Genomic DNA, 26,210 nt, shown 5'->3' with positions numbered 1-26,210 from the left:
CCTGCTCAGCCGGCGGCGGCCGTGCCCTCCCGGCCGCTGGTGGCCGCGCCTGCTCGGCTGGGGCTGGCCGGGCCCGCCCACCCGGCGGTGGCCGGGGACGCTCGGGCGGCGGTGGCCGGGTCCGCCGGGCGCGGTGCCACCCTCACCCGTCCGGTGGCACCGCCTGCCGCCGCACCCGGGAGGAGGCCGCCGATCGTGCCGCTGTTCGTGGCCGGGTTCCTGGCGATGGTGGCCGTACGGAGCACGGGGCTGCTGCCCCCGGTGGTGACCGGTAACGTCCCGGCGGTCACGAACGCGCTGATGGCCGCCGCCCTGTTCGCCCTCGGCACGGGGATCGATCTGCGGAAGCTGCTCAAGGGCGGCCGGGTCATGCTGCTCGGCGGCATCGCCACCGGGCTCATCGGAACGATCTCGCTGGCGGGGGTCTGGCTGCTCGGGTGACGCGCGGACAGCATGATGGGTGCTGTGCTGACACGAATGTTGTTGACGGTCGGTCTGGTCGCGGTCCCGCCCCCGGTGAACCAGCCGGTCTGGGAAGTGATCCGGATGCACAGTTTCGGCGGCTGCGACTCGATGTCGGCGGTCGTTCCGCTGAGCCGCAGCGACGTCTGGGTCTTCGGCCAGAGCGAGCCCATCGACGACGAATGCGCGGGAACCGCCCGTCCGGTGGCGCAGCACTGGGACGGCCGAGCCTGGCGGGCCGCAGAGCTGCCCGGCCGCCACTACGGCGCCATCGGCTCGGCGGGCGCGTCCTCGTCCGGCAACGTGTGGGCCTTCACCACGAGCGACACCGGCGAGTCCGCCGCCCTCCGCTATGACGGCCGTCGCTGGACGGACGCGGGCAGATCCGCCATGGGACCCCACCCCAACCTCAGCCGCGGCCTGGTGCTCGGCCGCCACCACGTCTGGGCCTTCGGCTCGGACGGCCATTCGGCGTCCTGGTTCTGGAACGGCCGCACCTGGCAGCGGCGGGCGCCGAGGGACGTCGTCCGGACCAGCGCCGTGTCGCAGCAGGACGTCTGGGCGATCGGTTGTTGCAGCGTCGCCCACTTCGACGGCAAAGCCTGGAAGAAAGCCGCCTTTCCCACCGGCCGCGACAAGGAGACCGTCAGCCTGACCGGCATTCTCGCGGTGGCCAAGAATGACGTCTGGGTCTTCGGCGACCGCGACGAGAAGCTGTTCGCCGCGCATTTCGACGGCCGCGCCTGGTCGCCGGTCGACGTCCCTCTCCCGGCCCCGGTGACACCCGCGTGGCGCCTCGGTGACGCGGTCGCGGACGGCCGGGGCGGCATCCGGGTGATCGCGGATCCACCGGATGACACGAGCTCCCGCGTGCTGTCCCGCTCGGCCACGGGTCAGTGGTCGGTGAGCGCCCCTCAGGTCGCCGGCAAGGTGATCAAGCTGTGGGACCTGGCGCTCGTCCCCGGCACCACGGAGGTCTGGGCCGCGGGCACCGTACGGCAGAGCGAGAGCGACTCCACCTCCGCGGTCTTCGCCCTCAGATAGGTGACGCCAGGGGCTGAGGAGGCCCGGCTCCTGGCCCGTCGGGTCACGAGCAAGCGGGTCTCGTTACGTGCACGGTGGAGTTCCGCGACGACGGGCTGTTCTCGCAGGATCAGCCGTTCTTCTGGTGGCAGCCGTACGGTTTGCGCCGGTGTGCTCGGCATGCCGAGCACACCCGGTCGCGGTGCAGCGGCAGCCACGCTCAAGATTCGCTGTCCCAGGACATCAGCCGTGGCGCCACCCCATGTAGCCGAGAAGTGATGTCAATGAGCTTTGACGCCACCTACGGGATATGCGGGAAGATCGGAACATGCCGATATCCATGCCATCCGCGGACCCGTGCCCCTTCTGCGACTACCTCGCCGGGCTGCACCCCGTCACCATCCTGGAACAGGGGGAGCAGGTCGCCATCCTGGTCACCCGTTGGCAGCGTGGGCAGGGGCACGTGCTGGTGATCCCGGTCGCTCACCGCCCGACGGTCATGGACGTGGTCCCGGCGGAGGAGCAGCAATTGATGAACGCCGTGCGGCGGGCGGCCCGGGCCATCACAGCCGCCTACGACCCCGGGGGCATCGCCGTCTGGCAGAACAACGGAGTGCCCGCGCACCAGACCGTCCCCCATGTTCACTTCCATGTCGCCGGCACGCTGCCCGACGGCGGCACGCGGTCAGGCGAGGTGCCTCGTCTCGACCTCGATGAGACCGACGGGATCGCCAAGCGCCTGAGCCCTCATCTCTGAACCAGCCTGCCTGGGATAAATTTCCTGGACCCTGAAGTGGCGTCTCTACCCTCCGTGCTCGCCGCCATACCGTGACCCCTATGTCAGTACCAGACGAGAGTCCAGAACGACACGCTGGTGCCGCGCACCTCCCGCGAAGGCAGAACCTGAGGGGAGGAGCGGCGGGCGCGGTGCAGACGGCTGATCACAGGCGGGCGGCCCACTCTCGGCCTGTGAGGACGTCGGCGCCCCTGGCCGGGAAGACGCGGTTGATCAGGAAGTCGTGCACGTCCGGTTCCCCGTCGGCGCAGGCGTCGCTGAGCACGGTCACGTGGTAATCGCGGTCGGAGGCGTCATAGAGGGTAGCGGCGATCATCGCCCCGGTCGCGACACCGGTCAGCACGATCGAGTCGATGTGCTGGGCCCGCAGGAGCCGATCGAGGTCGGTCGCCGCGAACGCGCTGGCGCGGCGCTTGAGGACGACGGCCTCGCCAGGCAACGGCTCGATGCGTGGGTGCACGAGCGTCTCGGGAGATTCTTCGTGAAACCGCGTCCCCGCCCCGTGCAGGCCGGTGATCAGCTGGTTTCCCGCTGCCACATCAAGGCCTGAGGCCCGGAGCCCGAAACGGATGAAGATCACGGGGATTCCGGCGGCTCTGGCCGCCGGGAGAACCTCTTCCACGACGGGGAGCACGCCGGCGGCGAAGGGGTAGTTGTCCACGATGCCCGCCTGCAGGTCGCCGACGATGAGCGCGGTGCTGGTCATACGCTTTCCTTGTCTGTACGGCGCGCCATCGGCCATCCTCACGGTCGTATCCTTGGCACTGTTGTCGTCGATCTAGTACGACGATAGTGGGACAGATTCGCGTAAGGGCCATCGGCCGCGGCGTAGGCGGCCTGGGTCGTAGACCGGGCTATCAGGCTCCATGTCCACCACAGCCGGCCGCATGGACGGGGCGGATAACCGCAGACCCGAGGCCACATCCGAGTTTTCGCACCCCAAACGCTGCAGAAGGCCCGCTCACTCGACCTCCTTCCGTCCGACCGCGCCGACCCGCCGGGTGCCTGATCCATCGCCCTGCCACGAAACAGCGCGATGCAGTGCGGCACCGATGCCGCCGTCGCGGAGCGCTCCCAGCCAGCCGGTGGGCCGACCGGCTTGGTCGGCGTGGGCGCGGAGCATATGGACGAACAGGATCTGTGCGAGATGGTCCAGGACCAGAGAGCCCCCGGCGGCGGTGGTCTCGACCTCGGTGACCAGCAGTTCGCTCAGGTGTGCGAGCAGCTTGCCTCGCGGATCTGCGGCATGGACGTGCACGAGCGGCGGTAGAACATCGATCAGGATCGAGGCATTCGTGTCGTCGAACGAGAAGTGCCCACTGCACAGGAATGTGTCTTCCTCGGCCTCGGGACCGATACGCACGGCGCCGTTCGTAGCGCTGTCCCACAACGACTTCGCGGCGCGCGGTGTCGCGGTGAGCTCGCTGGCCAGCACGTAGGGCGGAGGGTTGCCCAGGAGGAAGAAGTCGCCCCCTCTGAGGAGCACGGGTTCGTGCCCTTCGAGGGCCAGCCAGCATTCGCCCCGCACGACGACGCCGAGTTTCACGTGCGGGAACGGATCGAAACGCACCGCCCACGAACCCGCGGCGTGGAGGCCGGCTTCGACCACGATGTGGGGCCGCAGAAGACCGATGGCGTCAGCGATCGGATCGTTGGAGCCGAGCACTGATCCCTTCCTGGACGATGCGTAAAGTATCGGAGACTTCACATGATGGATCGTGCCGCCCTGGCGCTGCAGCATTGAGTTCATGAACATCACGAAGCAAACGGCGCTCGTCACCGGCGCGAATAGGGCATTGGATTCGAGACCGCACGTCAGCTCGCGCAGCAGGGCTTCACCGTCTGGCTGGGATGCCGCCACCAGGGGCGTGGCGAAGCCGCGGCAAAGGAACTTGCCAATGACGGAGACGTTCGCTTCGTCAGCCTCGACGTGACCGACGCGGAAAGCGTCAGGGCTGCTGCGGTGCGCGTCGGCGACGAGACCGGCGCACTGGACGTGCTGGTCAACAACGCAGGGGTTGCGATCGGGGAAGGTGAAGGCCTTCCCCGTACCGTGCGGCTGGAAACGATCCAGAACACGTTCGACGTGAACTTCTACGGGGCACTGCGAGTCACGCAGGCGTTCTTGCCGCTCGTGCAGAAGGCGCAGGCCGGGCGCATCGTGAACGTGAGCAGCACGGTGGGGTCGATCACCACGCCCGTATCTCCGGGCAACCCGCTGGGAGCGTTCCTGTCCTTCGCCTACCCCACGTCGAAGACCCTCCTCAACGGGCTCACCGGATGGCTCGCCGTCGAACTCAACGACACGCCGATCAAGATCAACTCGGTGTGCCCGGTACAACGCGACCGATCTGAACAGCAACCTCGGAACGCTGCATCCATCACAGGGCGCGAAGGTCGTCGTGCGCGCCGCCACGCTCCCGGCGGACGGTCCCAGCGGCAGCTTCTTCGACGTGAACGGTCCCGTGGACTGGTGACCTTCAGGACTTCAGCCCGTCGAATCTCGTTCAGGCACCTGTGCCGAGCACTTACACGCCGGCTCGTGGAAGCACTGGCCGGGTTGATGCGAACCCGAGCAATACGAACTCAACCAGGCGCCGCGACGGCGGTACGGGGGCGCTCGTCATGCCGCCGAGCAGGGCCGCGTCGAGACGGTGCACGCGAAGAGCACGTACGTGACCGAGGACCTGCGCGACGCGATCACCTCCGGTCGGCTCAAGCCGGGCGAGCCGCTCCCGTCCGAGCAGGAGCTGATGGATACGTACGGGCTGACCGCCATCACGCTGCGGAAACTCCGTCAGGAACGGCTCATCTAGCACCGCCCCGGCCTGGGATCGCCGCGCCGAGCAGGGACAGCTGGTGCGGTGACCGGAAAGGTTCACCGCATTGCTCGCCGGTCGACGTAGTCAACTGAGCGCAGAGCGATGGCAAGTAAGCCCGGACAGCCGCGAACCTTGAGGTTGCCGCGAACATCTAAGTGCACATGATGAAGACCTTTGCCCTGGGCCTGGTGGCCGCGGCAGCCACGGGAGCGCTGCTGAGCCACCCCGCCGAGGCGTCCGTCAAGCAGTACACCCACCCCTGCCAGGGCGTCAGCCACTGCACGGACGAGAAGACCGACGGTGAGGAGTGGATGGTCATGACGCCGGAGAAGAACTGGAAGAAGGTCATCTACCGCTTCCACCACCTCACCAAGCAGGCGCGCTCGGTCTGCGGCAGCGGCAGCGGCAGCCACGCCGGCAAGAAGCTGCATATCGCGATGATCCTCACGGCCTCCGGCAGCTCCAAGAGCAAGACCGTCGAGATCGAGGCCTCGGGACGCACGCCCCAAAAAGACTGCTTCTAGCCTCTATGAACGCCAGATCATCTATCGCCCGGGGCGAAAGCCCGACGCTGGTGCTGTGATCGGAAGCTTCGCCGGGGCGGCCTGCCCTTACGTTGGCACGCGTGCCAACGAGCAACCCGGCGAACCTTTCCGGTCACCGCACTGGTGGAGGGGGGCCTGCATTGCTCCTACATTCCACAGAGGATCGGGACCTTCGGGCTGAGCCCGGAATCTCCGCGACGCGATCAGAACTTTCGTCTAGGGCGGCTTTCCGGTTGTGTGCCGCGAGATTTCCCTTGAATGGCCGCTTTCCCTCTCCATGATGAGTCGTCCTCCAAATGGTGCACGCAGCCGGACATCCACTATGTAGGGATGACCGGCTGCGGCGAGCGCGAGGCGGCCAACCAACGCATTGAGCGAGCGTTGGGGAATCATGATCCCCCAACGCTCGCTGCGGAATCCGTACGGAATGATCAGGCTACTGAACGGCCTGCCTCCTACGCCGAAGCAGGTCAGAGGGCCCCCGGGCCGCCGGTCACGAATACCACTCGTAGTGGACGTTGGTCTTGGTCTCGGTGTTGAAGTCGATCTCGCCGTCGAGGTAGCGGTTCCACATGGTGGACAGCTTCGACGACCGTACGGTGCACCCGGCCCAGCGGACTCCCTTGGGGCGGATGCTGCCGACGTAGTCGTAGCAGGATCCGACCTTCTTGCCGTTGACCCAGAGCCGGGCGTTCAGGCTGACGTCGTAGAGCTTCAGGCGAGTGACGCTCTTGATCCGCACCTTGATGCGGCAGGTGTCCTCGCACTTACCGAAGTAGATCTTGTAGTCGAGCAGGTGTGGACGAGCGGCGCTCTGCCCCAGTTCGGATGCCGAGGCTGCCGTCGGCGTCACCGCGATGACCCCGGTCGCGACGGTGGCGGCTAAGAGCATGCCGACAAGACTCCTGGTCATGTTTCCCCCATGGCCATGAAGAGCCGCTTCCCCCGTTGAAAGCGGCGCACTCCCTTCCGATTAACCATCAGGAAAGTGGAACGGTCAACATTTGTCCGCATTTGTACGGAGATTGTGATCTCCGTGGAAAACAAGTGCTTCTTGATCGCGAGTGTGGGACATCCCGACTGTCGCGCTGGCAGCTTTTTGCCCGGTCTGTTGGTGCTGTTGGGGGGACTCGGTGAATCAGCCGTTGGTGGAGGACGAGGGCCGTACGAGCCGGAGATCTCCGGGCCGGCCGGAACGCTGCTCGAACTCGTCACCGCCAGTCTGTCCAAGGATCCCGCCCAGCGGCCGAGCGCCGACGACCTGGTCGCCCGGCTGACCTCTCCGACCGCGCTGCCGTCGCCGACCGCGCGGCCCTTGTCCGCGGGCCCTCCGGTGTCCGCGCGCCCTCCGGCGCTCGGGCTCCGCCGTACGACGATCCTGGCGTCGGCCGGTGTCCCGGCGGCGGCGCTGCTCGTCGCGGGCGGCCTGTTGATCAACGGGGGTGGTCGGCCGGTGGGATCGCCCCCGAGCAGAGCGTGACCTCACAGCCTCTCGTGCCCTCCGTCACTGGTCTCCGCGGGCCGCTCCGGGGGATCTTCGGAGGTCGAGCCGGAGGTCGGGCCGGGGGGGCCTGAGTCGGGCCCACCCCTGAATCGTTGCTCACCGCGGCGCTCGCGGGCTTCTTGGCGCGGGTCGGCTTAGGGGCGGGCGTCGAGGTTTTCGGCGGGGCGTCCGCCTGGGTGCCGGGGTGGCGTCGTCCGCCATTCCGCCTTCTAGGTCTGCGCCGGCGTCGTGGGCTCGGCTGTTACAGCCGCCCCCGCCCCGACGCAGCCGGCGCCCACGTTCCAGAATCCCTTCACCCGCATTCCCTCGATGTGCTGACCGGAGCTCACAGCCGCAGGAGCCGCCGCGCGTTCGTACGGCCGATCTTGACGAGGTCGTTCTCGTTCGGCTCCAGGCGGCGGCCTCGTGCAGTCGGCCGAGAACATGCGCCGACTTGCGAGAACCCGTTGATCAGCGCGCACACCAGCCCCAGCTCGGTCACGGCCGCGTCGGGGCCCCGCATGGGCAGGGCGGCGAAGGAGGAGAACCGGTCGGGCCGCCGGGCGATCTGCTCGGCCGCGTGGTCTCACCCCGTGAGAGCCGTCACGGCGGGGACGCGCGCGTCGGCCCTGTGCTCCCGGACCCCCAGCAGGAGGACCAGGCCGAGCAGCGGCCCCGCGGCGAGCGTGGCGAAGGCCCAGAAGAACGAGTGGGTCGCCTGGAACACCGCCCCGAGCACCACCGGCACGATCGTGCTGCCGAGCTGCCAGAACGCGTTCGTCGCGCCTGCCGCCGACCCGGCGAGCCGGACCCCGGCGAGCTCAGGGATCAGCGCGATCATCAGCGGGCTGTACACGTACGCCGCGATCCCCAGGAACGGCGCCACCCACAGGAACCCGGTCAGGCTGTCGCGGGTGCCGAACACCAGCAGCGTCACGACGAAGGCGGCGAGCACGGCGACGGCCGGGAGCTTGCGCCGGCCGCCGAACAGGTCGGACACCATGCCCATGCACGGCTTCGCCGCGATGGCGGTGGCGCCGAAGATCGCCACCACGGTGCCGGCCTGCACGGGGGTCAGGTGACCGCCCTTGATCATCAGTGCGTTGGACCAGGTGATGAAGCCGTAGGTGCCCCACAGCGCGCCGAACCCGGCCAGGCCGAGCAGCCACAGGTCCCGGTCGCGGGCCAGCGGGCGCAGGTCCGGCACCGCGCGGGCGGCGGACGTGGCCTTGCCGTCGCGCAGCAGCAGCAGGCACAGCACCGCGACGACCATCGAGGCGGCGCCGAACACGTGGTAGGACGTACGCCACCCGGAGGCGGCGATGAGGCTCGGGACGACCGCGTTCGCGATCACCGTGCCCAGCGAGGTGGCGGTCATGAACACGCCCATGGCGAACCCGCGGTCCTTGGACGGGAACCACTGGGAGATGAGCTTGACCCCGGCGGAGTAGTCGCACCCGGCGAACACCCCGACCCCGGCCTGGAACGCGATGCCCATCGCCACGGAGTCCGTCCCGCCGAACAGGATCATGAACCCGCCGGCGAGGAAGAGCGAGCAGCCGACGACCACCCGGGGGCCCAGCCAGTCGGTCAGCACGCCGCCCGCGGCATTGGAGACGACGTAGCCGACGTAGTAGCCGGTGGCGAAGACGCCGAGCCCGGCCAGCGACACGCCGAGGTGCTCGCCCACCGCCACCGAGGCGGGACCCCAGGTGGACCGGTCCACGGCGGTCATCGTGAAGGCGGCCCACGCCAGCGCCAGCACGACCCAGCGATACGGGCGGCGGGCGACGGCCGGCTCCGCGGTGAGGTTCATGATGAATAAGGAATCACATGGAGCCGATGCGATTCATCGAAATCAAGTGTCCGGCAAATTTGTGGGTTCGCATTGGCAAAATGGTGTCAGGACGGGCTTTTGCCGGGGAAATGAGAATACGCGACTCCGGCGGCTCCGGACGGCTGTGCCGGGAAACGGGCCAGGAATACTCTGGGGTGTGGAGGCTTGGCGCCGTTCGGTGTCTCACGGGAGTGGCAGGGCCCTCATGACATTTTTGTTGGATAAATCCACCTTCATTGGGCGAAGGTGGGAACTGTCGGCGGCGCGCAAGGCGCTGGCGAGGACGCGGCTGCTCACCCTGACCGGCCCCGGCGGGGTCGGCAAGACCCGGCTGGCGCTCAGGCTCGCGGACAACCTGCGGAACAAGTACCGGGACGGCGTCGAGGTGATCGAGCTCGCCACCCTGGAGACCGGCGAGCTGCTGGAGCCGGCGGTGGCCGAGGCCCTGGGGTTGCGCGGAGTTCACCCGGATCCCATGGGGCTGCTGGTGGAGCACCTGTCCAACAGGCGGATGCTGCTGGTCCTGGACAACTGCGAGCACCTGGACATGCTCTGCGCGCACTTCGTGGAACGGCTGCTGCATGCCACACCCCGCCTGCGGGTCCTGGTGACCAGCAGGCACTCGCTGGGCGTGCACGGCGAGCAGGTGCTCCCGGTCCCGCCGCTGTCCGTACCCGATCCCGTCCAGGTACTCCACGGGAGCCAGGCCGGCCCGGCGCCCCACGAGGAGGCGCCGGCCGGCCCGCAGACGCCCAGCCGCACCGTACGGGAGGCCGCCAGACACGACTCGGTGCGCCTGTTCGTGGAGCGCGCGGCGCACGTCGTGCCGGGCTTCTCCCTGAACGCGGGCAATCTCGCCTGCGTGGTGCGGCTGGTGCGGCGGCTGGAGGGGATCCCGCTGGCGATCGAGCTGGCCGCGGCCCGGCTGCGCACCCTGTCGCTGGAGGAGCTCGCGTACGAGCTGGACCAGCGCTTCGACGTGCTGGCCACCGGCGGCCCCATGGCCCTGCCGCGGCACCAGACGCTGCGGGCGACCATCCAATGGAGCTTCCGGCTGTGTTCGCCCGAGGAGCGGCGGCTGTGGGCCCGGCTGTCGATGTTCGCCGGAGGGGTCGATCTGGACACCGCGGAGACGGTGTGCGCGGGCGAGGGCATCGATCCGGCCGACGTGCTCGACCTCCTGGCCGGGCTGGTGGACAAGTCGGTCCTGTACCGGGGCGGGCTCGGCTTCCGCATGCTGGAGAGCCTGCGCGCGTACGGCTGCGAGCAGCTGACGCCCGCCGAGCGGCAATGGCTGCGCAGGCGCTTCGTCGGCCACTACCGCGAGCTGACGGAGACGCACCGGACCGACCAGTTGGTGTCCGACCAGCTGGATCGGTACCTGGCCCTGCGCCAGGAACTGCCCAACATCCGCGTCGCGCTCCAGGCGTGCCTGAACGAGCCCGCGCTGGCGCCCCTGGGCCTGGGCACCGCGTCCGCGATGTGGTGCTTCTGGGTGCTCGCCGGCGCGCTCACGGAGGGCCGCTACTGGATCGAGCGCGGCCTGGAGCTGGTGCCGGAGCCCGGCCGGGCCAGGGCGACGGCGCTCTGGGCGGACAGCATGCTCGCCCTGCGCCAGGGAGACCTCGACGCGGCGATGCCGCTGCTGGAGGACTGCCGAGCCCTCGCCGGCAGATCGGGGAACGAGGACCTCGTGCCGTACGCCGTCCGGACCGCGGGCGTGGCCGCCTGCACCGCCGGCGACACCCGGCGCGGCCTCGCGCTGCTGCGCGAGTCGCTCGCCCTCCACCGGTCCCTGAACGACATGGACGGGCTCATGTTCAACCTCTACTTCGCGGCCGCGTACGGATCGACCGAGGATCCCGGCCTGGCCGCGGAGTTCGGCGAGGAACTGCTGGCCCTGAGCGAGTCCCACCATGCGCTGGTGTCACGCGCGTACGCCCAGTTCGCGCTCGGCGTCGCGCGCTGGAACCTGGGCGACTACGAGCAGGCCGAGGCGCTCCTGACGTCGGCCGCGCGGTTCACCGGAGAGATCGACGACCGGTGGTGCCTGACCCAGTGCCTGGAAGTGCTGGCCTGGATCGCCGGCGCCCGGGAGGAGCACGAGAGGGCCGCCGAACTCCTCGGCGCGGCGCACGCGTTGTGGCAGGCGGCGGGCGCCTCACCCGAACGGCTCTGCTACCACGCGGCCTGGCACGAACGCTGCACGCGGCAGGCCCGCCACGCCCTCGGAAAACCGGCGTTCACATCCGCCTTCCGCCACGGGACGAAGCTCGGCGTCGACCGCGCCGTCACCTACGCGATCCGGCCTCCCGAGGCCCAACCGGAGTTGCGGCACCTGTCCTGAGCGTTCATCGGGATCTCGAACCAGAAGGCATGGCCCGCGGCGCCCCAGCAGCAGGCCAGCCGCCGGAACACCCGCAGATCATGCGGCACCGGCGCGTCGTCCGCGGCCTCCGCCTCGACCTCGCAGCGCAGCACGCCGTCGGTGGCCCAGACGGTCAGCCGGTACGGCCCGGGCGCGTGCTCCTCGACGTCGGCGACCAGCTGTTCCACCAGCAGCTCGGCGGCCTCTGCCAGCCCGTCGAGCCCCCATGAGGCCAGCCGGGCGTGGATGAGAGGCCGAGCCCGCGTGTCCGGTGACAGCGACCAGGTGGCGACCCGCTCACCCGGAACCTCGTTCTCGTCGGAGCCCAGGGCCCTGGACTTGATCCAGCCCCAGGCCCGGCTCAGGACGCTCAGGTCGAGATGGTGTCCGGCGCCGTGGTTCATGAAGGCGTGGTCGTTCATGCGGGACTCCCACATGCGAGTCGATGGGCGGCATATGCGGATGGGCACCGTGGCCGGTGCTTGCACATGGTTGATGTTGTCCTCGTTCCTCGATGGTGTTGTCGATGAATCCAGCGTGCGTACGGCGGCGCCGCGAGCGGCACGGGAGGGATACCCGGATGACTACCTAGCCGTCGAACGTAAGTACGTAGTCCCGGGTGTCTACGTACTGTCAATGGCCCGCATATCGCCCATGAGTAACGTTTCCCCCCGCGAATTCACTGATCGAAGCAATGGGGGATTGCCTTGTCTGATTCCGCGCCCAGAGAATCCGGGCCGGCGCCGTTCACCGCGATTCGCGGTGACGAGCGGCACCACATTTACGCGGATCTCGCCGCCAGGGGGCCCGTCCACCCGATCACGACGCCGGCCGGCACGCAGGCGTGGCTGGTGACCGGCTACGCCGAGACCAGGGCGCTGCTGTCCGACCCGCGGCTGGTCAAGGGCGGCTGGACGTCGGGCGCGTACGCGCACCAACTGCCCCAGGACGTCGCGCGCGGCATCCACACGACCATGCTCAACAGCGACCCGCCGGACCACCCGCGGCTGCGCAGGCTGGTGACCTCGACGTTCACCCGCCGCAGGGTCGAGAAGCTCGTCCCGCGGATCCAGCAGCTCACCGACGACCTGCTCGCCGAGGCCGACGGCCGGGGGACCGTCGATCTCATCTCGGCGCTGGCCTACCCGCTGGCGATCGGCGTGATCTGCGAGCTGATCGGCATCCCCGAGGCGGAGCGGGCCGATTTCCGCGAATGGACCCTGCCGGCCGTTTCCCCCGGCATCTACAGCTACGAGGAATTCCACGCGGCGGTCGCCTCGCTGCTCGCCTACAGCCGCGAACTGATCGGGAAGAAGCGCCGCGACCCGCAGGACGACCTGCTGTCCGACCTGATCGCGGCCCGCGACGACGGCGAGGGACTCAGCCAGGACGAGCTTACGTCGATGATCTTCCTGCTGGTGATCGCCGGCCACGAGACGACGGTGAACCTCATCGGGAACGGCATGCGCTCCCTGCTCACCCACCCCGGCCAGCTCGCCCTGCTCCGCAAGCGCCCCGAGCTCCTCGACCCGGCGATCGAGGAGCTCCTGCGCCATGACGGGCCCGTGCAGACCACCCTGTCGTACCGCACCGTGGAGCCCGTCGAGCCCGGCGGGGTGAGGCTCCCGGCGGGCTCGGTCGTGTACTTCGCCCTGGTCGCCGCCAACCGCGACCCGCGGGTCTTCCCCATGGGGGCCGCGCTGGACGTCACCCGGGAGGCCCCGACGCACGTCGCCTTCGGGCACGGCATCCACTACTGTGTCGGCGCGCCGCTCGCCCGGGTCGAGGCCCGCATCGCGTTCCGCACGCTGCTCGACCGCTTCCCCGACCTTCGCCTGGCGGTGCCCGCGGAGAGCCTGACCCGGACGCCGTCACTGCTCATGAACGGCCTGTCCGCACTCCCCGTCCACCTGCGGCTCCCGGCGGCCGCTTGATCTAGAGTCGGCTCTAGCCCGTAGGCTCCGACGCGCGCCCAGCACCCCATCCACATCGCTAGGAGTCTGATCATGCGTTACCGCGTCCTCGGCGGCACGGGCATCGAGGTGAGCGTCCACTGTCTCGGCGCCATGATGTTCGGCGCGGTCGGCAACCCCGACCACGACGACTGCGCCCGCATCATCCACCACGCCCTCGACCAGGGCATCAACTTCATCGACACGGCCGACATGTACTCGGCGGGCGAGTCCGAGGAGATCGTGGGCAAGGCGCTGCGGGGCCGCCGCGACGACGTCGTGCTCGCCACGAAGGTGCACTTCCCGATGGGGGAGGGGCCGAACCGGGGCGGCAACTCGCGGCGCTGGATCCTCAAGGAGGTCGAGGAGAGCCTCAAGCGGCTCCAGACCGACTGGATCGACCTCTACCAGGTGCACCGGCCCGACCACACGACCGACATCGAGGAGACGCTCGACGTGCTGGGCGACCTCGTCGGGCAGGGCAAGATCCGGGCGTTCGGCTGCTCGACGTTCCCCGCGGAGGACATCGTCGAGGCGCACCACGTGTCCGAGCGCCGCGGCCTGCGGCGCTTCAGGACCGAGCAGCCGCCGTACTCGCTGCTCGCCCGTGGCGTCGAGGCCGACGTGCTGCCGGTGTGCCGGCGGTACGGCATGGGCGTGCTGACCTGGAGCCCGCTCGCGTCCGGCTTCCTGACCGGCCGGTTCAGGAAGGGGCAGCCCATCGACCTGACCACCGGCCGCGCCTCGCTCAGCCCGAACCGCTTCGACCCCTCCATCCCCGAGAACGCCACCAAGCTCGAGGTGGTGGAGGAGCTGATCGAGCTCGCGACGGACCTCGGCTGCTCGCTGCCCGAGCTCGCGGTCGCCTTCCCCGCGGCGCACCCGGCCGTCACCTCGGTCATCATCGGCCCCCGCACCATGGAGCAGCTGGAGGCGACGCTGAAGGGAGCCGCGCTCACCCTCGACGACCGGACCCTCGACCGCATCGACGAGATCATCCCGCCGGGCACCGACCTCTACCGCGCCGACGGCGCCTGGCGCCGCCCGGCGCTGACGGACACCGCCCGTCGGCGCCGCCTGCCCGCCGACCGGTCCGCGGGCTGAACCCACGAGCCTCAGGAGCCCACAAGCCCTCAGCCCAGGTCCAGCTCCGAGCCGCCGAACTTGTCCCGCAGGAACCGGCCCTGATCGCGCAGCGCCTGCTCGTCCCCCCGGTGGATGGCCTCGGCCACCTTGCGCAGCTGGGCGTCGAGCAGGCCGAGCTGGGCGAGCAGCTCCTCGTGCGCGCTGCGCTCCCGCCCGCCGCGGCGGGTGAGGGCGTAACCGCGCGGCAGGTTCGCGTACGCCTCCAGGCTGGCGGGCAGGTACAGCCGGATCGTCTGCGACACCACGTGCAGCTGGTCGGGGGAGGCGGTGAGCTGCTCGGCGCGGTCCAGCACGCCCCTCAGGACCTCGGCCAGCGCGTCCACGGCCGCGTGCACGTCGCCGGGGAAGCGCCCGCCGATCCGCCGCAGCAGCTCGTCCAGGTCGGCCCTGAGCGCCCGCGTCTCCACCTCGGCGTGCGAGATCGTCAGCCGGACCCGGTCCGGCGGGGCCAGCAGCGCGCCCACCCCGTACAGCGCCACCACGACCACCGGCCAGAACGCGCCCGCCAGGCCCAGGAAGTGGGTCACCAGGCCGAGCAGCGCCAGACAGGAGCCGGCGATGTTCCGGTTCGAGCCCAGGTAGCGCAGGACGCGCTCACTGATAGCCACGGATCTCCTTGAACGCGCTGCTCAGCGACGTCTTGCGGGCGTCGAACACGGCGCCGCCGGTCAGCTCGGCGACCTTGCGCATCTCCTCGACGTCGCTCTCGCCGAACAGCACCACGAACGCCGGCGCCCGCCGGTCCTCCGGCAGCGCCCGGTAACGGGCCTCGAAGGCGGCGTAGTCGGAGCCGTCGGTGTTGTCGCCGTCGGTCATGAGCACGACCGAGGTGTAGTGCCCGGGCGTCACCGGACGCTCGTAGGCGGCGGTCAGGCTGTCGTAGATCGCGGTGCCGCCGCCCGCGGACAGCCCTTCCGCGAACGCCTTGATCTGGGCGAGCACCGGCTGCGGGTCGCGTTCGGGCACGGTGAACGGGACCGGCCGCATCGGCGCGTTGCTGAACGGGATCATCGTGACGGCCTCGCGGTTGCTGAAGCGCGAGAAGGCGCCGGAGGCGGAGGTGTCGGCGCCGGTCAGGGCGACCAGCGCCTGCCGCAGCGCGTCGATCCGCTCGCCCGCCATCGAGCCCGAGGTGTCCAGCACGAACCGGGTCTCCGCCGGGACCCGCACCTGGTTGAGGTAGGTGGCGATCAGCTCGTCGGCGGTGCTGCGCCGGTTGGGGAACGGCAGCTCGATCAGCTGCCTGCCGCCGAAGCGCGGGTCCGGGGCCACGCCCGGCGTGATCGGCCGGCGGTGGGTGCCGGTCATGATGTCCTTCTGCACGGCGGGGCTGCGCAGCCAGGCGGTGAGCTTGCCGTACAGGGCCTTCTTGGGTTCGGGGGCCGAGGCGAGCAGCGTGAGCGGGTAGTCGGCGGTCACCACGCCGTCGGACGGGTAGACGAGCGTCAGCGGCTCGCGCATCCCCAGCAGGACCGACTCGTAGTTGACCATGCCGTCCACGCGCCGGTCGCGGGCGTAGGCGTCGGCCAGCCACCCCGACGAGCCGGCCGTCAGGCGCTGCGCCGAGAAGAACTCCTTCAGCCGCGGCGTCACCGACGCCACCTGCTCGGCGCTGAGCGCGCCGTCCGCGTCCGACAGCGCCGCGGCCACCCCGACCAGGGCGGAGAAGCCGGAGTTGGAGGAGGCGGGGTTCGTCATGGCGAAGCCGAACCTGCCCTCCTTGGCCGCCCGCGCGATGCCGGCCCAGGTGACCTGCTTGCCGTCCCAGCCGAGCTCGCGGGCCTTGGCGGGCTTCAGCCCCAGCACGACGGGGGAGATCATGATCTTGGACTGGGTGGACAGCCTGGCCTGCGCGCCGTCGATCAGGGACAGGTAGCGGTTGGAGGAGAACCAGACCGCGTCCAGCCGGCCGTCGGCGCGGCCGCTCGCGACCTGCTCGGCGCCGTCGAGCGTGCCGGTGTAGGTGAGCCGCACCTTGACGCCGGCCTCCGCCTCGGCCCGCCGCAGCAGCGGCTCGAGGTCCTTGATCTCGCTGCCGGCCAGCACGCGGAGCACGTCGGGCGCGTCGGCGGGCTCCTCGCCCCCGCCGCAGCCCGCCAGCAGGCCGGCGAGCAGGAGAAGAGACAGCGCCCGTCTCATCGCTCGCCCTCCCGGGCCCGCTCCAGGTACGCCTTGGCGTGCCCCAGCTCGGCGGACAGGCTGTCGACGGTGACCGCCATGTTGTCCACGGCCTTCGACCGGAACGCGTCGATCATGTCCATCGTGGCGTAGACGTTGTCGAACGCCTGCCGCAGCGTGTCCAGGTCCACGGTCGTCGAGGCCGCCTGGTTCTGGATCGCGCCCGCCTGGGTGCGCAGCATCTCGCTGGTGGCCAGGATCAGGTCACCGGTCGTGGCGTTCAGCGCGGTGATCTGGTCGAGCACCAGCTTCTGGTTCGCCAGCGCCTGCGCGACCGTCACCGCCGTGCGCAGCGCCGCGACCGTGGTCGTGGTGGCGCGGTCCACGCCCTTGCTCAGCTCCAGGTTGTTCTTGCGTACGAGGTCCAGCGCCAGGTAGCCCTGGGCCGACACGGCGAGCTGGGTGAGCAGGTCCTGGTGGCGCTGGCGCACGGTGAAGAGGGCGTCGGACCGCAGCGCCGTGGCCCGCTCCTCGTCGGCCAGCGCGATGCGCTCCTCAAGAGCGGCGTCCATCGCCTGGGCCAGGACCGCGTACTCCTGCAGCCGGGTCATCGTCTCCCACAGGTTCGCCTTCTCGCCCTCGATGGCGGCGTTGTCGCGCAGCAGCTCGTCCTGGCCGGACTTCAGCGCGCGGATGATGTCGTCGATGTGCTTCTGCGCGGACTGGTACTTGGCGAAGTAGTCGCGCAGCCGGTCGCCGAACGGGATGAGGCCCAGGAGCTTGCGCGTCCCGCTCGCCGCCTGCTTCGGGTCCAGGTCCACGACGGTACGGCGCAGCGCCACCAGCTCCTTGGCGACCCTGCCCTGGGCGTCGGCGCCCTCTCCCCGGGCCGCGTCCAGGGCGGCGACCGGCCGCTTGAGCATGCGGTTGGCCACCTGGGAGGCCGACTTGATCTCGGTGTCGCCCATCGAGGAGATGTCGTGCACCTTGCGGGAGAACTCGGGGGAGCGGTGGTCGAGCCCGCTCAGCTCGCCGGCGAAGTCGCGGGCCTTGGCGGCCAGCTCGGCGGCGCGCTCGCCGGCGATCGGCAGCATGGTGGCCGCCGTCTTGGCCGGGACCGGGGCGACCGGCTCGGGCGGCGTGAGCACCAGATCGGACACGTGCGGGATCTCCTTGCTAGGGCCGGGCTGAGTCGATGGTGGTGATGAGCTGGTCCAGCCGCTCGTACGTGGGCGGTTCGACGACGTCCACCAGCTCGGCCGCCGCGGGCGCGCCGGTCTTGGCGACCAGGCCGGCGAACGCCTGAGGGTCGGTGGTGCGGAAGCCGTACGCGGCCGCCAGGCCCTGCAGCTCGGCGTCCTTCGTGAGCAGCTGACCCACCCGGTCGCCCGGCTGGGTCAGCGGGACCAGCGTGTGCTTGCTGAGCACGGTCGGCGAGGGATAGATCAGCCGCATCTCGGGCTTGATCGCGCCGTCGCCGGCGAAGACGTGCGCCAGGTACTGCGCCTCGTAGACGACCAGCAGCGGCGTCTTGCCCGCGCCCAGCGCCAGGTAGTCGTCGAAGGACGCCTCGCTGGTGGACTCGGAGAAGCCCTGGTCGAGCACGGCGGGGGCGATCATCGGGGCGATCTTGGCGATCTGGGCGTCGGAGGTGGGCACGTCCTCGCCGTTGGCGACATAGCCGATGGCCGACAGGTACATGGCGGCCGAGTTGGAGGTACGGATGTCGGTCGTGGTGAGGAGGACCCGCTTACGAGCCGGGTAAGCAGAATTGCCGGGAAGCTGATCCCAGCGAGTGCCTTTGCCTATTAAATCCAGATATTTCCTAATATCGAGGATTTGGTAACCTTTGCCGGAATTGCGGACCACGCCCGCCCCCGCCAGCAGCTTCGCGATCGGCTCGAACGTGGCCACCGCCATCGGCGAGTAGAACGGCGAATAAGTGGTGACCGCCTCGCGGTCGCGCTTGATCCGCTCGGCGGCGGGAACGCTGGAGGGGAAGGCGAAGGCGTAGCGGCTCAGGTCCACGTCGGTGACGATCTGCCGCGACCCCGCGGTGTCCACCTCGACCCGCAGCCCGTGCTTGGCGAAGGCCGCCTTGACCCGGGGGTCGTCGAAGAACGGCTTCTTCTCCGACCCGATGACCCCCCGCACCACCAGCGCCTCCGGGGCCTCGTCCGCCCGATTCCCCAAGAGGATCGCCACGACCGCCACCCCGGCCAGAACCGCCGCCAGAATGACACCGATCCAGCGCTTCATCGCATCCTGTTTCTAGAAATAACCCCCATGGCTGGAATTATGGGATGGCGATTGCCGGGTCCGCGCGGTCAGAAAGGCGACCTTACGGCAGAATTCATCCCCCGTTCACGGTTGGGGCGCGGGGTGATCCACCGCGCCGGGGGCCTGCTCGGGCGGAGCGGGAACGGGACGGGGCGCGGCGCGCTGGGTGAGGGCGATGGCGGCGAGGATGACGACGGCGCCGACCGGCTGGTTCCAGCTGAGGCCCTCGCCCAGGATGGCCACCCCGGAGATCGCGGCGAAGACCGGCAGCAGGTAGGTGACCGTGGAGGTCGTGGTGACCCCCGCGCGGACCTGCACCCAGTAGAGCAGCAGGTACGCCAGCCCGGTGCCCAGCCCGCCGAGCCCGGCCAGGCTCCACCAGACCGCGGCGGGCGCGTGCGGGTCCACCAGCGGCACCCCGGCCAGCAGCGTGATCACGGCCAGCTGCACCGCGCCGCTGAGCAGCTGCCCGGCGGCCAGCACGACCGGCGGCTCGGGGCGCCGGCCGGTGATGAAGCGGCCCATGTAGGCGCCGCCGATCCCGTAGCAGGCCGCGGCGGCGAAGCAGGCCAGGCTGCCGCCGAGCTGCCCGCCGCCCATCGGCTGCCAGATCCCGAGCACGACCATGACGCCCGCGAAGCCGAGGCCGAGGCCCGCCACCCGGCCGGCGGTGGCCTTCTCGGTGCGCAGCAGCAGGGTGAAGGCGAGCGTGCAGAGCGGGGTGGTGGCGTTCCAGATGGCGGCGACCACGGAGGAGACGTACTGCTCGCCGTACGCGAAGAGGGTGAACGGCAGCGTGGTGAGCACGATCGAGGCGACCTGGAAGTGGCCCCACAGGCGCGGGTCGCGCGGCAGCCGCTTCCCGCCGAGCAGCACCGCCAGCAGGAGCACCAGCGCTCCGATGACCATCCGGCCGAAGGAGACCTGGAGCGGGTGGAGGGCCTCCACCGCGACCTTGATGAAGAAGAAGCTGTTGCCCCAGATGGCGGCGAGCAGCAGGAAACCGGGCAACCAAGGTTTGAGCACGGATGGAGCGTAGCGGTTGGTCCTGACGTATAACCATTTGAACGAGTGAGTACTCGCTCATTAGGATTGCCCGCTATGAACAGGAGGAGACGAAGAGTGCCGGCCATGGCGCCGGAAGACCGCCGTGCCGCGCTCATCGCCGCCACGCTCCCGCTGCTGCGCGAGTACGGCGCAGCGGTGAGCACCCGTCAGATCGCCGAGGCCGCGGGCGTGGCCGAGGGCACGATCTTCGGCGTCTTCCCCGACAAGGCCTCGCTGCTGCGGGCGACGCTCATGGTCGCGTTCGACTCGCGGCCGGCGGCGCAGGCGCTGGCGGGCATCGGCACGCGGGCCGAGCTGCGCACGCGGCTGAGCGAGGCGGTCGCGATGCTGCGGACGGGGATGAGGGCCAACATCAACCTCATGGCCGTGCCCAAGGAGCTGATGGCCGACGACGCCGAGTTCTTCAAACAGATCATGGAGGGCCGGCGCCTGATCGTGGACGGGCTCGCCGCCCTGATCGAGCCCGACCGCGACCGGCTGCGCCGCTCGCCCGAGGCCACGGCGCAACTGCTGCTCGTGCTGATCGCGTCGAGCGAGCACCGCGGCTTCGGCCGGATCGGCGAGTTCGGCGACCTGGACGACGAGGAGATCGTCTCCGTTCTGCTCGACGGGCTGCTCGTGCGGCCCTCCCCCACCCCATCGACAGAAAGCGCCTCTTGATGCTGCTCCGTCTCCTGCGGGTCCAGCTCAGGCCGTACGGGAAAGAGATCACACTCGTGGTCCTCTTCCAGTTCGTGCAGACCCTGGCCACGCTCTATCTCCCCACCCTGAACGCCGACATCATCGACGACGGCGTCGTCAAGGGCGACACCGCAACCATCATGCGCATCGGGCTGGTGATGCTCGGTGTGACCCTCATCCAGATCGTCTGCTCGATCGTGGCCGTCTACTACGGCGCCCGGACCTCGATGGCCCTGGGCCGGGACCTGCGGGCCGCGATCTTCCGCCGGGTGCAGGACTTCTCCGCCCAGGAGGTCAACAGGTTCGGCGCCCCGTCCCTGATCACCCGGACCACCAACGACGTGCAGCAGATCCAGCTGCTCGTGCTGATGACGTTCACGATGATGGTGGCGGCGCCGATCATGTGCGTCGGCGGCATCGTGCTGGCGCTGCGCCAGGACGCGGCGCTGTCGTCGCTGCTGCTCGTCGTGCTGCCCGTGATGATCGTCATCGTGGGCGTGATCGTGGTGCTGATGCGCCCGCTCTTCCGCACGATGCAGGAGCGCATCGACCGGATCAACCAGGTGCTGCGCGAGCAGATCACCGGCATCCGGGTCATCAGGGCCTTCGTCCGCGACAAGCACGAGCGCGAGCGCTTCGGCGAGGCCAACGACCAGCTGACCGACGTGTCGCTGCGGGTCGGGCGGCTGATGGCGCTGATGTTCCCCTCCGTGATGCTGGTGGTGAACGTCTCCAGCGTCGCCGTGGTGTGGTTCGGCGGGCACCGCATCGCCGACGGGAGCATGCAGGTGGGCGCGCTGACCGCGGTCATCTCCTACCTGATGCAGATCCTCATGTCGGTGATGATGGCGATGTTCATGTTCATGATGATCCCGCGGGCGGAGGTCTGCGCCGAGCGCATCGAGGAGGTGCTCGACACCGAGCCGACCGTGCACCCGCCGAAGGCCCCCGTCACCCCGGACAGACATCTCGGCGAGCTGGAGCTGCGGTCGGTGGACTTCCGCTATCCGGGCGCGGAGGAGCCGGTGCTCTGCGGCGTGAGCTTCGAGGCGCGGCCCGGCCGTACCACCGCGATCATCGGCAGCACGGGCAGCGGCAAGACGACGCTGCTCAACCTCATCCCGCGCCTGTTCGACGCGAGCGCCGGCGAGGTGCTGGTGGACGGCGTCGACGTGCGCGAGCTCGACGCGGCCGCGCTCTCCCGGGCGGTCGGCCTGGTGCCGCAGTCGCCCTACCTCTTCTCCGGCACCGTCGCCTCCAACCTGAGGTACGGCAAGCCGGACGCGACCGACGAGGAGCTGTGGAAGGCCCTGGAGGTGGCCCAGGCCCGCGAGTTCGTCGAGGCGATGCCCGGCGGCCTCGACGAGCCGATCTCCCAGGGCGGCACGAACGTCTCCGGCGGCCAGCGCCAGCGCCTGGCCATCGCCAGGACCCTGGTGCACCGGCCCGAGATCTTCCTGTTCGACGACTCCTTCTCCGCCCTCGACTACGCCACCGACGCCCGGCTGCGCGCGGCGCTGGCCGAGGAGATCGCCGACGCCACGATCGTCATCGTGGCCCAGCGGGTGAACACCATCCGCGACGCCGACCGCATCCTCGTCCTCGACGACGGCCGCGTGGTCGGCAGCGGCACCCACGCCGAACTCATGACGACCTGCCCGACCTATCGGGAGATCGTGCTGTCCCAGCTCACCGAACAGGAGGCCGCGGCATGACGACCCAAGCGCCCGCGCGCCGGCCCCAGCCCAGTTTCGGGCCGGGCAGGATGATGTCCGGGCCCGCCGAGAAGGCCCTCGACTTCGGCGGCACGCTCCGCAGCCTGCTGCGGCTGCTGCGCCCCGAGCGCACGCTGCTGGCCGTCGTCCTGGCCCTCGGCACGGCCAGCGTCGCGCTGACCGTGACGGGCCCCAAGATCCTCGGCCACGCCACTGACCTGATCTTCGCCGGTATCATCGGGGCCCAGCTGCCCGCCGGGGCCACCAAGGAACAGGCCGTGGCGGGGCTGCGCGCCAACGGCCAGGGCACGTTCGCCGACCTGGTCTCGTCGATGAACGTGGTGCCCGGCCAGGGCATCGACTTCACCGCGCTGGCCCAGGTGCTGGCCTGGGTGCTGGCGATCTACGTGCTGGCGGCGCTGCTCGGCATCGTGCAGTTCCGGCTGACCACGACCGTCGTGCAGCGGGCGGCGTTCCGGCTGCGCGAGCGGATCGAGGCCAAGCTGGCGCGGCTGCCGCTGAGCTACTTCGACGGCCAGCCGCGCGGCGAGATCCTCAGCCGCGCCACCAACGACACCGACAACATCGCCCAGACGCTGCAGCAGACGATGAGCCAGCTCATCTCCTCGGTGCTGACGGTCGTGGCGGTGCTCGTGGTCATGTTCTGGATCTCGCCCGTCCTGGCCCTCATCGCGCTGGTCAGCGTGCCGGTGTCGGTCTACGTCACCACCGTCATCGGCAAGCGCTCGCAGCCGCAGTTCATCAAGCAGTGGTCCTCGACGGGCAAGCTCAACGGCCACATCGAGGAGATGTACGGCGGCCACACGCTGGTGAAGGTGTTCGGCAGGCAGAAGGAGGCCGCCGAGATCTTCGAGCAGCACAACGACGCCCTGTACACCTCCAGCTTCCGCGCCCAGTTCATCTCCGGGATCATCCAGCCGGCGATGATGTTCATCGGCAACCTCAACTACGTGCTGGTCGCCGTGGTGGGCGGGTTCAAGGTGGCCTCGGGCTCGATCTCGCTGGGCGACGTGCAGGCCTTCATCCAGTACTCGCGGCAGTTCAGCCAGCCGCTCACCCAGGTGGCCGGCATGGCGAACCTGGTGCAGTCGGGCGTCGCCTCGGCCGAGCGGGTCTTCGAGCTGCTGGAGGCTCCCGAGCAGTCGCCGGAGCCGGCCAAGCCGGAGCGGCCGGCGCAGGTCAGGGGCCGGGTGGCGTTCGAGAACGTGTCCTTCCGGTACGTGCCGGACCGGCCGCTGATCGAGAACCTGTCGCTGACCGTGGAGCCCGGCCAGACCGTGGCCATCGTCGGCCCCACGGGAGCGGGCAAGACGACGCTGGTCAACCTCATCATGCGCTTCTACGAGGTGACCGGCGGCCGCATCACGCTCGACGGCGTCGACGTCGCCGAGATGTCCAGGGAGGAGCTGCGCGCCAACATCGGCATGGTGCTGCAGGACACCTGGCTGTTCGGCGGCACCATGGCGGAGAACATCGGCTACGGGGCGGAAGGCGCCACCCGCGAGCGGATCGAGGCAGCCGCGGAGGCCGCCCACGTGGACCGCATCGCGCACACGCTGCCCGACGGCTACGACACGATGATCGACGAGGAGGGCGGGACGGTCAGCGCTGGCGAGAAGCAGCTGATCACGATCGCCCGGGCGTTCCTGTCCGAGCCGGCGATCCTGATCCTGGACGAGGCCACCAGCTCGGTCGACACCCGCACCGAGGTGCTCATCCAGCGGGCGATGAGCTCGCTGCGCGAGGGGCGCACCAGCTTCGTGATCGCCCACCGGCTGTCCACGATCCGCGACGCCAGCCTGATCCTCGTCATGGAGGACGGCCGGATCGTGGAGCAGGGCACGCACGAGTCGCTGCTGGCCGAGGGCGGGGCCTACGCCCGCCTGTACTCGGCCCAGTTCGCCGAGGCCGTCGTGGAGGTGGACTAGACGCGTTCCCCGGCGGCTCGCGGTCCGTACATCGATCCACCCGCCGTGGTCCCCGTGACGGCGGTGGGACATCCTGTCATCTCGTGAGGGAGAACATGGACGGTGCCACGGACGATGTCACGGCATCGCCGGAGACGATGCTCGACCTTCTGGAGCGCCGGGCGGCCGGCGCTCCGGAGGCGGAGCTCGTGCGGTTCGAGGGCGGCGCCTCGCTGCGGGTCGGCGAGTGCCTGGAGCGGGCGACCGCCGTCGCGGGCGGGCTCGCCGGCCTGGTGACGGGCGGAGACCGGGTCCTCACGTGCCTGCCGCCGGGGCCGCGGCTGGTCGAGGTGATGTTCGCCCTGGCCAGGCTCGGCGCCGTGGAGGTGCCGCTGGCCCTGGACGTACGGCTCGACGCGGCGCGGCGGCTGGCCGGGGCCGCCGGGGCGCGCGTGCTCATCGCCGGCACGGACGCCGTGCGCGCCAACCCCGGCCTGGTCGAGCTGGCCGCGGGGATGGACCGCGTGGTGCTCGTGACCGGGCGGGAGGCGGCCGAGCTGCCGGGCTCGGCCGATCTTGACGACCTGCTCGCCGCGCCGCACGGTCTTCCGGCGCGGCGGCCGGGGCCGGCGGACCCCGCCGTCGTCATGGCCACCTCGGGGACCACGGGCCGGTCCAAGGGAGCGCTGCTGCCGCACTTCGCCGGGGTCCGGCACGCCCGGCGGGTGGCCCGCACCATGGGCTACGAGGCGGGGGACGTGCTGTTCAACGTCTTCCCCTGGAACCACATCAACGTCCGGCACGCGGGCCTGCTGCCCGCGCTGATCTCCGGCGCCACGCTGGTGGCCCACCAGCGCTTCTCCGCCTCCCGGTTCTGGGAGATCTGCCGGCGGGAGGGGGTCACCGCGTTCAACTTCATGGGCGCCGTGGCGGCCATCCTGGAACGGGCGCCCGCCACCGGCTCCGACACCCTTCACCAGGTGCGTCGCGCCTACGGGGGACCGGCGCCGGAGGGCCTGTCGAGGCGGTTCCTGGAGCGGTTCGGCGTGCTGCTGCTGGAGGCGTACGCGTGCACCGAGCTCGGCGACGTGGCGGCGAGCACGCCCGGCACCCGGCGGCCGGGCGCGGCCGGGCGGCCCGTCCCGGAGTACGAGGTGGTGATCAGGGACGACGACGGCCTGCCGGTGCCGGCGGGCCGGATCGGGCAGATCACCGTCCGGCCCCGAGCGGAGTCGATGATCTTCAGCCGGTACGCGGGCGACCCCGCCGCCACCGGGAAGGCCCTGCGTGACGGCTGGTTCGTGACCGGGGACCGCGGCCGGCTCGACGACGACGGCTTCCTCCATTTCGCCGGCCGCCGCGCCGACGTCATCAGGCGGCGCGGCGAGAACATCCCGACCTGGGACGTCGAGCAGGCGGTGGCCGCGATGCCGGGCGTGCTCGACGTGGCCGCGGTGGGCGTGCCGTCGGAGCTGACCGAGGAGGAGGTGCTGGTGGCGGTGACCGCGGCGCCCGGGGCCACGCTCAGCCCGCCGCAGGTGCACGCCTGGTGCCTGGACCGGCTCCCGCGCCACGCCGTCCCCCGGTACGTGCGCGTGCTCGACGCCCTGCCGAGGAACGCCTCGACGAAGGTGGTCAAGGGCGACCTGCGCGACCAGGGGGTGCCGCCGGACGCGTGGGACGCCCGTACGGCCTGATCGCGCGGACCGCTGGACAGACCGGCAGGGTCGCGCCCCGGCGATCGCGCGCTCTAGCGTCGAGCCTCCGGCACACACGGGAGGAGACGAGGTTGCGGGTTCTCGACCTCACCGACGATCTGGCCTTCAACGGGGCGAGGCTGCTGGTCGGCCTCGGCGCCGACGTCGTACGCGTGGAGCGTCCGCGGAGCCCGGGGCTGTCGCGGGCGGAGGCTCTGCACTGGCACGCTGGAAAGCGGGTCGTGAGCGCGCCGGGGGGCCCCGCCGCGCACGACCCGCGCGCCCAGCC

25 protein-coding genes and 1 pseudogene are annotated in these 26,210 nt (G+C 70.3%); 15 read left to right on the top strand and 11 right to left on the bottom strand.

Features of this window, described 5'->3' with window-relative positions; all coding sequences use genetic code 11:
* From ACWEPL_RS58140 to ACWEPL_RS58130, 3 genes are all read left to right on the top strand, one after another.
* Positions 1-441 (top strand): putative sulfate exporter family transporter (locus tag ACWEPL_RS58140; protein ID WP_452441746.1); only part of this gene is annotated, 441 nt, incomplete at its 5' end.
* A 36-nt stretch (positions 442-477) separates the two neighbouring features.
* Positions 478-1,506, top strand: coding sequence for a hypothetical protein (locus ACWEPL_RS58135; RefSeq protein WP_452441745.1), 1,029 nt, complete (start codon positions 478-480; stop codon positions 1,504-1,506).
* Positions 1,507-1,825: 319 nt separating this feature from the next.
* Positions 1,826-2,242, top strand: coding sequence for an HIT family protein (locus ACWEPL_RS58130; RefSeq protein WP_452441744.1), 417 nt, complete (start codon positions 1,826-1,828; stop codon positions 2,240-2,242).
* 184 nt (positions 2,243-2,426) lie between these two features.
* Here ACWEPL_RS58130 and ACWEPL_RS58125 read toward each other — a convergent pair whose 3' ends face one another.
* Entirely contained in the window at positions 2,427-2,987 is a 561-nt protein-coding gene (locus tag ACWEPL_RS58125; RefSeq protein ID WP_363971292.1) for a cysteine hydrolase, read from the bottom strand.
* A 255-nt stretch (positions 2,988-3,242) separates the two neighbouring features.
* Positions 3,243-4,022: a cupin domain-containing protein gene (locus tag ACWEPL_RS58120; RefSeq protein WP_452441747.1), complete on the bottom strand. Its 780-nt coding sequence runs from the start codon at positions 4,020-4,022 to the stop codon at positions 3,243-3,245.
* 54 nt (positions 4,023-4,076) lie between these two features.
* Here ACWEPL_RS58120 and ACWEPL_RS58115 point away from each other — a divergent pair.
* The 3 genes and pseudogenes from ACWEPL_RS58115 to ACWEPL_RS58105 form a co-directional block, all read left to right on the top strand.
* Positions 4,077-4,559: pseudogene (locus tag ACWEPL_RS58115) on the top strand (SDR family NAD(P)-dependent oxidoreductase); the annotation flags it as partial.
* Between the two features lie 376 nt (positions 4,560-4,935).
* Complete coding sequence (locus ACWEPL_RS58110; protein WP_452441743.1) at positions 4,936-5,097, top strand: GntR family transcriptional regulator; 162 nt, start codon at positions 4,936-4,938, stop codon at positions 5,095-5,097.
* Positions 5,098-5,264: 167 nt separating this feature from the next.
* Positions 5,265-5,627, top strand: coding sequence for a hypothetical protein (locus ACWEPL_RS58105; protein ID WP_363971286.1), 363 nt, complete (start codon positions 5,265-5,267; stop codon positions 5,625-5,627).
* A gap of 514 nt (positions 5,628-6,141) precedes the next feature.
* On the opposite strand, the gene ACWEPL_RS58100 is transcribed toward ACWEPL_RS58105, so the two are convergent.
* Complete coding sequence (locus tag ACWEPL_RS58100; protein ID WP_355200292.1) at positions 6,142-6,561, bottom strand: hypothetical protein; 420 nt, start codon at positions 6,559-6,561, stop codon at positions 6,142-6,144.
* Between the two features lie 201 nt (positions 6,562-6,762).
* Here ACWEPL_RS58100 and ACWEPL_RS58095 point away from each other — a divergent pair, with 201 nt between their 5' ends.
* A complete protein-coding gene (locus tag ACWEPL_RS58095) occupies positions 6,763-7,128 on the top strand; it encodes a hypothetical protein (RefSeq protein ID WP_452441742.1) in 366 nt (121 codons plus the stop codon).
* Between the two features lie 349 nt (positions 7,129-7,477).
* On the opposite strand, the gene ACWEPL_RS58090 is transcribed toward ACWEPL_RS58095, so the two are convergent.
* Positions 7,478-7,654, bottom strand: coding sequence for a hypothetical protein (locus ACWEPL_RS58090; protein WP_449898387.1), 177 nt, complete (start codon positions 7,652-7,654; stop codon positions 7,478-7,480).
* A gap of 63 nt (positions 7,655-7,717) precedes the next feature.
* Entirely contained in the window at positions 7,718-8,947 is a 1,230-nt protein-coding gene (locus tag ACWEPL_RS58085) for an MFS transporter (protein ID WP_363971282.1), read from the bottom strand.
* Between the two features lie 226 nt (positions 8,948-9,173).
* Here ACWEPL_RS58085 and ACWEPL_RS58080 point away from each other — a divergent pair, with 226 nt between their 5' ends.
* Positions 9,174-11,315: an ATP-binding protein gene (locus ACWEPL_RS58080; RefSeq protein ID WP_452441741.1), complete on the top strand. Its 2,142-nt coding sequence runs from the start codon at positions 9,174-9,176 to the stop codon at positions 11,313-11,315.
* Here ACWEPL_RS58080 and ACWEPL_RS58075 read toward each other — a convergent pair.
* Complete coding sequence (locus ACWEPL_RS58075) at positions 11,264-11,758, bottom strand: hypothetical protein (RefSeq protein ID WP_452441740.1); 495 nt, start codon at positions 11,756-11,758, stop codon at positions 11,264-11,266. The genes ACWEPL_RS58080 and ACWEPL_RS58075 overlap by 52 nt on opposite strands.
* 285 nt (positions 11,759-12,043) lie before the next feature.
* Between ACWEPL_RS58075 and ACWEPL_RS58070 the strand changes: the two genes are divergently transcribed.
* Positions 12,044-13,270 (top strand): cytochrome P450 family protein, encoded by a 1,227-nt coding sequence (locus tag ACWEPL_RS58070; RefSeq protein ID WP_452441739.1) that lies wholly within the window; start codon positions 12,044-12,046, stop codon positions 13,268-13,270.
* Positions 13,271-13,342: 72 nt separating this feature from the next.
* The gene (locus ACWEPL_RS58065) at positions 13,343-14,392 is read left to right on the top strand and encodes an aldo/keto reductase (RefSeq protein WP_363971274.1); all 1,050 of its coding nucleotides are present in this window, start codon (positions 13,343-13,345) and stop codon (positions 14,390-14,392) included.
* A gap of 29 nt (positions 14,393-14,421) precedes the next feature.
* Here ACWEPL_RS58065 and ACWEPL_RS58060 read toward each other — a convergent pair whose 3' ends face one another.
* The 5 genes from ACWEPL_RS58060 to ACWEPL_RS58040 form a co-directional block, all read right to left on the bottom strand.
* On the bottom strand, positions 14,422-15,042 hold the full coding sequence (locus ACWEPL_RS58060; RefSeq protein WP_452441738.1) for a hypothetical protein: 621 nt from the start codon (positions 15,040-15,042) through the stop codon (positions 14,422-14,424).
* Positions 15,029-16,573 (bottom strand): substrate-binding domain-containing protein, encoded by a 1,545-nt coding sequence (locus tag ACWEPL_RS58055; protein WP_452441737.1) that lies wholly within the window; start codon positions 16,571-16,573, stop codon positions 15,029-15,031. Before ACWEPL_RS58055 ends, ACWEPL_RS58060 begins: the two co-directional genes overlap by 14 nt.
* A complete protein-coding gene (locus tag ACWEPL_RS58050; RefSeq protein WP_452441736.1) occupies positions 16,570-17,712 on the bottom strand; it encodes a toxic anion resistance protein in 1,143 nt (380 codons plus the stop codon). Before ACWEPL_RS58050 ends, ACWEPL_RS58055 begins: the two co-directional genes overlap by 4 nt.
* Positions 17,713-17,728: 16 nt before the next feature.
* Positions 17,729-18,811, bottom strand: a complete 1,083-nt coding sequence (locus ACWEPL_RS58045; protein WP_452441735.1) for a hypothetical protein — start codon at positions 18,809-18,811, stop codon at positions 17,729-17,731.
* Between the two features lie 105 nt (positions 18,812-18,916).
* Positions 18,917-19,858, bottom strand: a complete 942-nt coding sequence (locus ACWEPL_RS58040) for a DMT family transporter (protein WP_363971264.1) — start codon at positions 19,856-19,858, stop codon at positions 18,917-18,919.
* A gap of 105 nt (positions 19,859-19,963) precedes the next feature.
* On the opposite strand from ACWEPL_RS58040, the gene ACWEPL_RS58035 reads away from it, so the two are divergent.
* The 5 genes from ACWEPL_RS58035 to ACWEPL_RS58015 form a co-directional block, all read left to right on the top strand.
* Complete coding sequence (locus tag ACWEPL_RS58035; protein WP_363971262.1) at positions 19,964-20,560, top strand: TetR/AcrR family transcriptional regulator; 597 nt, start codon at positions 19,964-19,966, stop codon at positions 20,558-20,560.
* On the top strand, positions 20,560-22,296 hold the full coding sequence (locus tag ACWEPL_RS58030; protein ID WP_363971260.1) for an ABC transporter ATP-binding protein: 1,737 nt from the start codon (positions 20,560-20,562) through the stop codon (positions 22,294-22,296). Before ACWEPL_RS58035 ends, ACWEPL_RS58030 begins: the two co-directional genes overlap by 1 nt.
* On the top strand, positions 22,293-24,245 hold the full coding sequence (locus ACWEPL_RS58025; RefSeq protein WP_452441734.1) for an ABC transporter ATP-binding protein: 1,953 nt from the start codon (positions 22,293-22,295) through the stop codon (positions 24,243-24,245). Before ACWEPL_RS58030 ends, ACWEPL_RS58025 begins: the two co-directional genes overlap by 4 nt.
* 95 nt (positions 24,246-24,340) lie before the next feature.
* The gene (locus ACWEPL_RS58020; RefSeq protein WP_452441733.1) at positions 24,341-25,921 is read left to right on the top strand and encodes an AMP-binding protein; all 1,581 of its coding nucleotides are present in this window, start codon (positions 24,341-24,343) and stop codon (positions 25,919-25,921) included.
* Positions 25,922-26,013: 92 nt separating this feature from the next.
* Positions 26,014-26,210 (top strand): hypothetical protein (locus tag ACWEPL_RS58015; protein ID WP_452441732.1); only part of this gene is annotated, 197 nt, incomplete at its 3' end.

The organism is Nonomuraea sp. NPDC004186, assembly GCF_053603495.1.
The sequence above is the reverse complement of the archived record's forward strand: the minus strand, read 5'-3'. Positions and strand labels throughout refer to the sequence as shown.

Excerpts from the sequence above, each read along its gene's own strand:
- ACWEPL_RS58135 (WP_452441745.1), top strand. The coding sequence starts at position 478 with ATGTTGTTGACGGTCGGTCTGGTCGCGGTCCCGCCCCCGGTGAACCAG.
- ACWEPL_RS58130 (WP_452441744.1), top strand. The coding sequence starts at position 1,826 with ATGCCATCCGCGGACCCGTGCCCCTTCTGCGACTACCTCGCCGGGCTG.
- ACWEPL_RS58125 (WP_363971292.1), bottom strand. The coding sequence starts at position 2,987 with ATGACCAGCACCGCGCTCATCGTCGGCGACCTGCAGGCGGGCATCGTG.
- ACWEPL_RS58120 (WP_452441747.1), bottom strand. The coding sequence starts at position 4,022 with ATGCTGCAGCGCCAGGGCGGCACGATCCATCATGTGAAGTCTCCGATA.
- ACWEPL_RS58105 (WP_363971286.1), top strand. The coding sequence starts at position 5,265 with ATGATGAAGACCTTTGCCCTGGGCCTGGTGGCCGCGGCAGCCACGGGA.
- ACWEPL_RS58100 (WP_355200292.1), bottom strand. The coding sequence starts at position 6,561 with ATGACCAGGAGTCTTGTCGGCATGCTCTTAGCCGCCACCGTCGCGACC.
- ACWEPL_RS58090 (WP_449898387.1), bottom strand. The coding sequence starts at position 7,654 with ATGCGGGGCCCCGACGCGGCCGTGACCGAGCTGGGGCTGGTGTGCGCG.
- ACWEPL_RS58085 (WP_363971282.1), bottom strand. The coding sequence starts at position 8,947 with ATGAACCTCACCGCGGAGCCGGCCGTCGCCCGCCGCCCGTATCGCTGG.
- ACWEPL_RS58080 (WP_452441741.1), top strand. The coding sequence starts at position 9,174 with ATGACATTTTTGTTGGATAAATCCACCTTCATTGGGCGAAGGTGGGAA.
- ACWEPL_RS58075 (WP_452441740.1), bottom strand. The coding sequence starts at position 11,758 with ATGAACGACCACGCCTTCATGAACCACGGCGCCGGACACCATCTCGAC.
- ACWEPL_RS58065 (WP_363971274.1), top strand. The coding sequence starts at position 13,343 with ATGCGTTACCGCGTCCTCGGCGGCACGGGCATCGAGGTGAGCGTCCAC.
- ACWEPL_RS58055 (WP_452441737.1), bottom strand. The coding sequence starts at position 16,573 with ATGAGACGGGCGCTGTCTCTTCTCCTGCTCGCCGGCCTGCTGGCGGGC.
- ACWEPL_RS58045 (WP_452441735.1), bottom strand. The coding sequence starts at position 18,811 with ATGAAGCGCTGGATCGGTGTCATTCTGGCGGCGGTTCTGGCCGGGGTG.
- ACWEPL_RS58035 (WP_363971262.1), top strand. The coding sequence starts at position 19,964 with ATGGCGCCGGAAGACCGCCGTGCCGCGCTCATCGCCGCCACGCTCCCG.
- ACWEPL_RS58030 (WP_363971260.1), top strand. The coding sequence starts at position 20,560 with ATGCTGCTCCGTCTCCTGCGGGTCCAGCTCAGGCCGTACGGGAAAGAG.
- ACWEPL_RS58025 (WP_452441734.1), top strand. The coding sequence starts at position 22,293 with ATGACGACCCAAGCGCCCGCGCGCCGGCCCCAGCCCAGTTTCGGGCCG.
- ACWEPL_RS58020 (WP_452441733.1), top strand. The coding sequence starts at position 24,341 with ATGGACGGTGCCACGGACGATGTCACGGCATCGCCGGAGACGATGCTC.